This window comes from Streptomyces xylophagus (genome assembly GCF_000716435.1).
Taxonomy (GTDB): domain Bacteria; phylum Actinomycetota; class Actinomycetes; order Streptomycetales; family Streptomycetaceae; genus Streptomyces; species Streptomyces xylophagus.
In genome coordinates this window covers 126,605-136,088 of the sequence record NZ_JNWO01000032.1, presented here as the reverse complement: position 1 = coordinate 136,088, position 9,484 = coordinate 126,605, and the positions used below count along the sequence as shown (strand labels likewise).

Here is a 9,484-nt window from a genome sequence, read left to right as displayed (position 1 = left end):
CAGAAGACGGCATACGAGATTTCTGCCTGTCTCGTGGGCTCGGAGATGTGTATAAGAGACAGGTTCACGGCCGGGGGCGTGTTCACGGGAGGCGCGGTGTTCACGGCAGGCGCGGCGGGTGCGGCGGGTGCGGGGGTCACAGCGGGCGGGGTCGATGCAGGGTTCACGGCGCTCGCGGCGGGTGCCGTGTTCACAGCAGGCGCGGCCGATGCCGTGTTCACAGAAGCCGGGGGCGTTGTCGCGGCGGCCGGGGAGTTCACAGTGTTCGGGGTGTTCACAGCTGCGGCGGCGCTCGCCGCACGCCCGCTGTGCACACCGCGTCCGCGCACCGCACCGAAGCGCGGCACGATCACCTGCTCCAACTCACCCGGCAGCATCGCGGCCAACCGCTCGTCGGAACCGGCGCTCACGTCCAGCCAGACAGTGGGGCGTTCATGAATGAGCAGGAGGGCGCAGCCGGCGTACACCAGGGCGGTGACCGGGCCTTCGGGGTGGCCGACGAGTTGCTGCCAGACCCGTTCCCGCAACGGCACTTCGGCGAGTTTCCCCTGCTCACGCAGCCAGGACTCGATCTCGGCGAGGGCGAAGGAGGGGCTGGTCTCGGTGCCGCCGACCGGTTTGGGGAAGTCGGCGTGACGGCGGCGCCAGTTGCTGACGGCGGCCCGGCCGACGCCGGCGAGCCGTGCGATACCGGCGGCGGTCACCTCTGTCGCGTTGTCCTGCACCCGCTTGTCCTGCACCCGCCCCGCTCCCCTCGTCCTGCCGGCCTGGTTCCGCCGACCTCATTGCGCCTGCCGTCCCATCTGTGACGCCGAGCATACCGACGTGCGCAAGATCTACCCCTTCACGCCCGTGTACACACACCATCACGTGAACCGTGTTGACTCGGTTCACAGCCTCTGCTCTCATTGACCCAGCGAACGAGCGACCACCGGGGAGGCGGTCGCCGCATCGGGGAGGGGACAGCCATGGGCATGAAGGGCAGGCTCGCGCTGAGCGCCGTCGTGGGGCTCGTCGCCATCGGGGTCGTGTCGGCGAACGCCGACAGCGAAGGCAGCAGCGGCAGCGGGGGCGGCGGTTCCAGTAACAGCGGCAAGGGCTCATCGACGCCCGCGAAGCACAAGGCCGTCGGCAAGAAGGACTCGGGCACGACCAAGACCACCCAGAAGACGAAGGCCGCGTCCAGGGGGACGGCGGCTTCCAGGTCGGCTCGGACATCAGGCCCGGTACGTATCGCACCAGCGGCAACACCGACGACAGGTGCGACTGGGAACGGACCAAGCACGCCGAGCACGGGCTGACGCTCTCGCCCTCTCTCGCTCCCCCGGTCCCTCGCTCCCTCGCTCCCTCGCCGGGCTTCGGGCCACCCCTCTCACCTCAGCACCGCTTCATCTCGCATCTCTCACCTCACACCTCTCACCTCGTCATCAAGGAACTGCCATGCCTCGTACCGCACTTGCCGCTCTCTGCCTCACCACCGTGGCCGCCGTGGGACTCACCGGGTGTCTGCCGGGTGCGGACAAGGCGGACAGCAAGCCCAGCACGCCGAAGAGCCCGTTCGCCGGGCTGACCGGGGGCGAGATCGCCGACCGGTCCCTGACCGCGACCACCGGTGCCGCGTCGCTGCGGATGAAGGGCGATGTGCCCGACGACGAGAGCGGCGGCACGATCGTGATCGACATGGCGCTGAACAAGAAGGGCGAGTGCGCCGGCACGCTGAGCATGGGCGGCCAGGGCAAGGCCGACCTGATCAAGACCGGCGACACCATCTACATGAAGTACGACGAGGCGTTCCTGCGCGCGCAGAGCGACGGGGAGTCCAAGGCGGACACCCAGGCGGTCGTGGACATGATGGCCGGCAAGTGGACCAAGATGTCCGCGAAGGGCGCGGACGCCAAGGACATCGCGAGCTTCTGCGACCTGAACTCGATGCTCGGCGGCGCCGAGGACGGCAACTCGGACGCGACGCGCGGGAGGACGACCACCGTCGACGGCACCCCGGCGATCGTCCTGCACGAGAAGGACGGCAAGGACACCTACACGCTGTACGTCGCGACCGAGGGCAAGCCGTATGTGCTGCGCATCGACAGCGTCTCCGCCAAGGACCCGGGGACGCTCACGTTCGGCGAGTACGAGAAGCCGGTGCCGGCGAAGAAGCCCACCGGCAAGATCCTGGACCTGGACGCGCTGGGCAGCTGACCCAGCAGACCAGCAGACCAGCCGAGCAGCCGAGCAGCCGAGCAGCCCCAACAGGCTTGCGGCTACGGGATGTTCACAGGGCGTGCCGCACCCACACGTTGGGCTCGACGTACACGGCACAGTCGCGCTCCGGTTCGCAGCGCACCGGCACCAGTGCCCCGGGTACCTCGATGTCGCCCGCGATGTCGAAGGGCAACCCCGTCCAGCGGCGCCACTCCTCCAGCGAGGCGGCCACGGTCATCGACGCGGGCGCGACGGAGTCGACGACGGCACCGGCCCGGACGTGGACGCGCAGCCATGGGTCGTGCGGGAGTCCGTCGGGGCGCAGCCGTCGTACGTACTCCTCGATCGGGGTGTGGGGTTCGAGGTGTTTGGCGCTGGGGCGGAGCGGGGCGACGACCTCGCTGAAGCCGTGGGCGCGCGCGTTGTCCCGCATCGCCGCGAGCATCCGGCCGGACAGCCCGCCGCCCTGGGCCTGCGGGGCGACGGTGATGGAGATCGCGCTGACGGTGTCGGGGCGGGTGCCGCGGCGCAGGTCGGCGAAGGCCCAGACGAGCACCTGGTCCCAGCCGCGCGCGGGAAGCGTGCCGCGCTCCTCGGTGTGGAGGGCGAAGGGCAGACTGTAGGCCTGCGCGACGACTTCGCCGTGCTCGTCCTCGGCGAACAGCACGTACTCCGGCAGTTCGGTGGCGATCCGGCCGTAGTGGGCGTTGCCCACCAGGTCGTTGGTCACGAACTCCGGCCAGGTGTCGGGCATCCCGACGACCTGCTCCAGCTTGTCGGGCCGCTCGGCGAGGCTCGACACCTTCAGTTCCATACCGGTCACCGTAGGCGGCGGCGCGAGAACCGAGAACCGGTTTCCACGTCGCCGCCGGTCGCGTCGCCGCCGGTCACATCGGCAGCGGTCACGTCAGATCACCGCCGGTCACATAACTGCCGGGTGCCTCCGCGCGTCCCGCCGTCGGGCCAAGTCCCGGCCGAGTCGGCTCAGTTCGCGTGGAACCTCGCCGGCGCGTTCGTCGGGTTGCCCCCGGTCGGAAGCTTCTGCCCCGAACAGGTGGAGAGGACCTTCACCATCGCGGCCTTCTCCGCCGAGGTGACCCACAGCCCGTACTTCTTCTTCACGGCGACCTGCGCGGCGACATACGTGCACCGGTACGCCTTGGGCGGTACCCAGGTCGCCGTGTCGCCATCGCCCTTGCTGCGGTTGGGGCTGGCGCCGACGGTGAGCAGGTTGAGCGGGTCGTTGGCGAGCGCTATGCGCTTGCTGGCGTCCCAGTACTTGGCGCCCTTCTGCCAGGCGTCGGAGAGGGCGACGAGGTGGTCTATGTCGACGAGGCTGGCGCCGCGCTTGTAGACGACTTCCTTGCCGGAGTACGGATCGGATTCGAGGACGCCGTACGACACCTTGCAGTCGCCGTCGGTGAACTTCACCTGCTTCAGGTCCCGTTTGAGGATGTCGTCCCTGGTGTCGCAGCTGTTGGAGTCCGTGTCGGCCCAGGCGGTGCCGAACCGTTCACGGGAGTAACCGGTCTTCGGTGCCCGCCCCTTGACGGTCAGGGACTCGGCGGCGGTCAGGGCCGCGCCCCCGCCGGTGCCACCGCCGGAGTTCCCGCCGGCCGTCGCCTCGGGCCCGGAGTCGCCCGTTCCCGTGGTGTCCTGCTTGCAGCCCGCGACGGACAGCATGATCAAGGCGGCGATCGCCGCCCCACCCCTCAGACGCATCACGTGCGCCCCTCCCCTTGCTCACCCGGCCCCCGCCCCTGCAGGGGCGGATAGTGACCTGGTGCCCACGTTAGCGGCGGAGATGTCGCGGATATATGGGGCCCGGAGGCACATGGCGCACAACTAGGGTGTATGGCCGCGAGCAAGTCGGCGAAGGCGCCCCCACCTCGCACTCCCTCCCCACACTCTCTCCTCAACACCCCCCGCAGGCACCCCTCTTCAGACCTTGCCGATGCCCAAGGTCGACTCCGAGGGCAGCAGCCCGGAACCGAGCACGGCGACCCAGAACTCCCCCAGCAGGTCGGCGAGTCGGTCGGTGTCGGCCTTGCCGAGGAACTGCCAGGGCGCGGCGGCCAGTTGGTCGGTACGGCGCTCGACCTCCTGGCGCAGGTCGCGGCCCGCCCTCGTCGCCGTACCCATGTCGTCTATCACGCCCCGGGCGACCAGCCGTTGGCGTGCCGCCGTCCATTCCTCCGGGCTCCAGCCCCGGCTCTCGAAGCGCTGAACGGAGGCGGCGCCGATCGCGGCGAAGGAGACCAGGGACTCGACCGGGTCGAGGCCGGCGACAAGGAGAGCGGCGAGGTGACCGTCGCCGCGGTGTTCGCGCAGGATCGTCGCCGCCTGCCACAGCTGGAGGTGGGGCTCCTCGGGCCAGGCCAACTCGGCGTTGGCCGCGGCGAGGGGCCGGCCCGCGGTGTTCGCCGCCTCGGCGGCACGGCGGGCGAGGGCGGCAGCCTCCGCCAACTCGGGGCTGTCGATACGGTCGCCGAATATCGCGCGGTAGGCCCGGTCCATTCCGCGCAGCCTCGCCTTCAGTACGACGTCCGGGCTCGCGCTGCTCCATGCCGAGTCGATGTGCTCGGCGACCATGCGGGGGTTGAAGCTGTAGAAGGCGGAGGCGACGCGCTCGGCGCCGACCGGCCCCAACGGGGCGGCGCGCAGCGGGAAGTAGCTCGGCCAGCGCTCCCCGGCGTCGTATCCGAGCGCGGCCGCCTCCTCGAAGACCTCCGGCGCGTAGTACAGCACCGCGTGCAGGGGTTCGAGCAGGTGCCAGAGCTGGCGGACGCGGCTCAACTCCACGGTGGCGGGGCCTGTCGCGGTCTCCACTGCACGCACGCTTTCCGACATGGCGTAACTCCTCGTCGCGTCCCGGTCGTTCCACAACTTGACACTGACAAGATTGCCTCAGCCGCCCGAACTTGTCAATGCCTAGATTCGGCGTACGCTGCTGACCATGAGTACGACCAGGCCCACCAAGAGCCCCTACCACCACGGCGATCTGCGCCGCGCCATCCTCACCGCCGCGCTCGACGTCATCGCCGCCGACGGCCCGTCCGCGCTGAGCCTGCGCGACCTCGCCCGCCGTGCCGGTGTCTCGCACGCGGCGCCGGCGCATCACTTCAAGGACCGCACCGGGCTGTTGACGGCGATCGCGGCGGAGGGGTTCGGGCTGCTGGCGGGCGCGATCGGGGAGGCGGCGGACCTGAAGGACGCGGGCGTCCGCTACGTGCGCTTCGCACGCGAGCACCCCGCGCACTTCCAGGTGATGTTCGCGCCCGAACTGCTGCGCGACGGCGACCTCGAACTCACCACGTCCCGCGCCCTCGCCACCGACGCCCTGCGCGGCGCGGTCTCCGCCGTACCCCCCGAGGGCCGCGGCCCCGACGCCCGCCTCGCCGGTGTCGCCGCCTGGTCCCTGGCCCACGGCTTCGCGACGCTGCTGCTCGGCCACAACCTGGACGGGGCGGTGGGTGAGCGGGATCCGGAGGAGGTGTTCCGGGTGCTGGCGTCGATGTTGTTCCGACCGGCCCCCGCCTGATCCGACCGGCCGCCGCCTGACGCGACCGGCCCCGCCTGACGCGACCGGCCCCGCCTGACGCGACCGACCGTCGAGGCCCCTACGACCTCGGACGGCCGGTCGGCATCGGTACTTCTCCGACGCTTCCACGTCACGTCTATGGCACGTCTATCGCACGTCTACGACCCCAGGATCGAAGCCAGGAACTCCCCCACCCACCCCAGCAACTCCCGCCCGACCAACGGCTTCCCGCCCACCTTGGCCGTCTTCGGGCGCGGTACCAGTACCTGGTGGGCGGCCGGCTTGATGACGGTGCCGGGGTAGAGGCGCTTGAGGCGCAGTTCCTGGGACTCGCGCAACTCCACCGGTGCGAAGCGGATGTTGGTGCCCTGGAGGACGATGTCGCCGACGCCGCACGCGCGGGCGAGCATGCGCAGGCCGGCCACCAGCAGCAGGTTCTCCACCGGCTCGGGCAACTTGCCGTAGCGGTCGACGAGTTCCTCGCGTACGGCCTTGATGTCCTCCTCGGTGTTGGCGGAGGCGATGGAGCGGTAGGCCGAGAGGCGCAGGCGCTCGCCGGGGGCGTAGTCGTGCGGGACGTGGGCGTCGACCGGGAGCTCGATCTTGACCTCCAGGGGCGGCTCCTCCTCGACCCCGCCGTCCAGAGAGGCGCGGTAGTCCGCGACCGCCTCGCCGACCATGCGGACGTACAGGTCGAAGCCGACGCCCGCGATGTGGCCGGACTGTTCGCCGCCCAGGAGGTTTCCGGCTCCGCGGATCTCCAGGTCCTTCATCGCGACGTACATGCCCGCGCCCATCTCCGTGTGCTGGGCGATGGTGGCGAGGCGCTCGTGGGCCGTCTCCGTCAGGGGCTTCTCCGGGGGGTAGAGGAAGTAGGCGTAGCCGCGTTCGCGGCCTCGGCCCACGCGGCCGCGGAGCTGGTGGAGTTGGGACAGGCCGAAGTTGTCGCCCCGTTCGACGATCAGTGTGTTCGCGTTGGAGATGTCAATGCCCGACTCGACGATCGTCGTCGACACCAGGACGTCGAACTTCTTCTCCCAGAAGTCGACGACCACTTGCTCCAGCGACTGCTCCGTCATCTGGCCGTGGGCGATGGCGATCCGCGCCTCCGGGACGATCTCGCGCAACCTCGCCGCCGCGCGGTCGATCGATTCGACGCGGTTGTGGATGTAGAAGACCTGGCCCTCGCGCAGGAGTTCACGGCGGACCGCGGCACCGATCTGCTTCTCCTCGTAGGGGCCGACGAACGTCAGCACCGGGTGACGCTCCTCCGGGGGAGTCGTGATCGTGGACATCTCGCGGATGCCCGTAACAGCCATCTCCAGGGTCCTGGGGATCGGAGTCGCCGACATCGTCAGCACGTCCACGTTGGCGCGCAGCTTCTTCAGCTGCTCCTTGTGCTCGACGCCGAAGCGCTGCTCCTCGTCGACGATGACCAGGCCGAGGTCCTTGAACTTGGTCTCGGAGGAGAACAGGCGGTGGGTGCCGATGACGAGATCCACGGAGCCCTCGCGCAGGCCCTCCAGGGTCGCCTTCGCCTCCGTGTCGCTCTGGAAACGGCTCAACGCCCTTACGTTGACCGGGAATTGCGAGTACCGCTCGGTGAACGTCCCGAAGTGCTGCTGCACCAGGAGAGTTGTGGGGACGAGGACCGCGACCTGCTTGCCGTCCTGAACGGCCTTGAAGGCGGCCCGTACCGCGATCTCGGTCTTGCCGTAGCCGACGTCGCCGCAGACCAGCCGGTCCATGGGGACCGACTTCTCCATGTCGTCCTTGACCTCGGCGATCGTGGTCAGCTGGTCGGGGGTCTCCGCGTACGGGAAGGCGTCCTCCAGCTCGCGCTGCCAGGGCGTGTCCGCGCCGAACGCGTACCCCGGGGCCGCCATTCGGGCCGAGTACAGCTTGATGAGGTCGGCCGCGATCTCCTTGACGGCCTTCTTGGCGCGCGCCTTGGTCTTCGTCCAGTCGGCGCCGCCCAGGCGGTGCATGGTCGGGGCCTCGCCGCCGACGTACTTGGTGATCTGCTCCAACTGGTCGGTGGGGATGTACAGCCGGTCGCCGGGCTGGCCGCGCTTGGCGGGGGCGTACTCGACGACCAGGTACTCGCGCGTGGCGGTCTGCACCGTGCGCTGCACCATCTCGATGTAGCGGCCCACTCCGTGCTGCTCGTGGACGATGTAGTCGCCCGCCTCAAGGGTGAGCGGGTCGATGGTCTTGCGGCGGCGGGCCGGCATCCGGACGCCGTCCTTGCCGGCGGCCTTCTGCCCGGAGAGGTCGGTCTCGGTGAGGACGGCGAGCTTGAGCGCCGTGTCGACGAAGCCGTAGTCGATCGAGCCGGTCGCCACGTGGACGACGGACGGGGCGATCTCCCCGAGTTCGGTCTCCAGGCGGGCCGCCACGCCCTCGCTGCCGAGGACCTCGACCGTGCGGGCCGCAGGGCCGTGCGCCTCGGTCACGAAGACCGTGCGCCAGCCGTCCGCGAGCCAGCCCTTGGTGTCGGCGAGGGCCTTCGCGGTGTCACCGCGGTAGGTCTCGGGGGCGTGCATGCCCACCTTCAGGGTGTCCGCATCAAGCTCTTCGTCGGCGGCGAAGGGCGAGACGGACCACCACATCATGTCCAGCTCGCGCGCCCGGTCCCGTACGTCCGCGATGGCCCACAGGGAGGCCGCGCCGACGTCGATGGGCGCCTCGCCGCCGCCCGCGGTTGCCGCCCAGGAGGCCTGCAGGAACTCGTTCGACGTCGCGACGAGATCGGCGGCACGCGTGCGTACCCGCTCCGGATCGCATACGACGGCCATCGCGCCCTTGGGCAGCACGTCGAGCAGCAGCTCCATGTCGTCGACGAGCACCGGAGCCAGTGACTCCATGCCTTCTACGGCGATGCCCTCGGCGATCTTGCCGAGCAGCTCGCCCAGTTCGGGGTGCTGTTCGGCGAGGGCACGCGCACGCGTGCGGACGTCTTCCGTCAACAGGAGTTCACGGCAGGGGGGTGCCCACAGGCCGTGTTCGGCGACCTCCAGGGAGCGCTGGTCGGCGACCTTGAAGTAGCGGATCTCCTCGACGTCGTCGCCCCAGAACTCGATGCGCAGGGGGTGTTCCTCGGTGGGCGGGAACACGTCCAGGATGCCGCCGCGCACGGCGAACTCGCCGCGCTTCTCGACGAGCTCCACGCGCGCGTACGCGGCGGCGCCGAGCGCGTCCACGACCGCGTTCAGGTCGGCCGTCGTGCCGGTCCTCAGGGCGACCGGTTCCAGGTCTCCCAGCCCCTTGACCTGCGGTTGCAGCACGGACCGCACGGGCGCTACGACGACGGAGACCCGGCCCGTCTCCGGGTCGTCGGCGGTCGGGTGGGCCAGGCGGCGCAGCACGGCGAGGCGACGGCCCACGGTGTCGCTGCGCGGGCTCAGGCGCTCGTGCGGGAGGGTCTCCCAGGACGGGTAGTCCACGACGCCGTCCGGCGGGAGCAGCGAGCGGAGGGCTGCCGCCAGGTCCTCGGCCTCCCTGCCCGTCGCGGTCACCGCGAGGACGGTGCGGCCGGTCTCCCTGGCCAGCGCTGCCACGGCGAAGGGGCGGGTCGCCGGGGGGCCCACCAGGTCGACGTGCATGCGGTTGCCGTCGGCCGCGGCGCGGGTGGCTTCCGCGAGGGCGGGGTCCTTGACTACGGCGTCGAGCAGACCGTGCAGGCTCATGGAGGGGCGCTTCCGTCCGGGGGGTGGGCAACACGAAGGGCCCGACGCGGGT

At 70.4% G+C, this 9,484-nt stretch carries 8 protein-coding genes; 3 read left to right on the top strand and 5 right to left on the bottom strand.

Going from position 1 to position 9,484, the window contains the following annotated elements; translation table 11 throughout:
* On the bottom strand, nucleotides 1-725 hold a 725-nt coding region (locus OO70_RS56370; protein WP_407702892.1), incomplete at its 3' end, for a helix-turn-helix transcriptional regulator.
* Between the two features lie 243 nt (nucleotides 726-968).
* On the opposite strand from OO70_RS56370, the gene OO70_RS54950 reads away from it, so the two are divergent.
* Nucleotides 969-1,301, top strand: a complete 333-nt coding sequence (locus tag OO70_RS54950) for a hypothetical protein (RefSeq protein ID WP_158711601.1) — start codon at nucleotides 969-971, stop codon at nucleotides 1,299-1,301.
* 139 nt (nucleotides 1,302-1,440) lie between these two features.
* Nucleotides 1,441-2,199, top strand: coding sequence for a hypothetical protein (locus tag OO70_RS43855; RefSeq protein WP_043684972.1), 759 nt, complete (start codon nucleotides 1,441-1,443; stop codon nucleotides 2,197-2,199).
* 73 nt (nucleotides 2,200-2,272) lie between these two features.
* Here OO70_RS43855 and OO70_RS43850 read toward each other — a convergent pair whose 3' ends face one another.
* From OO70_RS43850 to OO70_RS43840, 3 genes are all read right to left on the bottom strand, one after another.
* A complete protein-coding gene (locus tag OO70_RS43850) occupies nucleotides 2,273-3,016 on the bottom strand; it encodes a GNAT family N-acetyltransferase (RefSeq protein WP_199827519.1) in 744 nt (247 codons plus the stop codon).
* A 170-nt stretch (nucleotides 3,017-3,186) separates the two neighbouring features.
* Nucleotides 3,187-3,924: an HNH endonuclease family protein gene (locus OO70_RS43845; protein WP_043684966.1), complete on the bottom strand. Its 738-nt coding sequence runs from the start codon at nucleotides 3,922-3,924 to the stop codon at nucleotides 3,187-3,189.
* A 219-nt stretch (nucleotides 3,925-4,143) separates the two neighbouring features.
* Nucleotides 4,144-5,052 carry an SCO6745 family protein gene (locus OO70_RS43840; RefSeq protein WP_051742176.1) on the bottom strand — a complete coding sequence of 303 codons (909 nt, stop codon included), beginning with the start codon at nucleotides 5,050-5,052 and terminating at the stop codon, nucleotides 4,144-4,146.
* Between the two features lie 106 nt (nucleotides 5,053-5,158).
* Here OO70_RS43840 and OO70_RS43835 point away from each other — a divergent pair, with 106 nt between their 5' ends.
* Complete coding sequence (locus OO70_RS43835; RefSeq protein WP_043684964.1) at nucleotides 5,159-5,743, top strand: TetR/AcrR family transcriptional regulator; 585 nt, start codon at nucleotides 5,159-5,161, stop codon at nucleotides 5,741-5,743.
* Between the two features lie 158 nt (nucleotides 5,744-5,901).
* On the opposite strand, the gene mfd is transcribed toward OO70_RS43835, so the two are convergent.
* Nucleotides 5,902-9,432 carry a transcription-repair coupling factor gene (mfd, locus tag OO70_RS43830; protein WP_043684961.1) on the bottom strand — a complete coding sequence of 1,177 codons (3,531 nt, stop codon included), beginning with the start codon at nucleotides 9,430-9,432 and terminating at the stop codon, nucleotides 5,902-5,904.
* Between the last annotated feature and the right edge of the window lie 52 nt (nucleotides 9,433-9,484).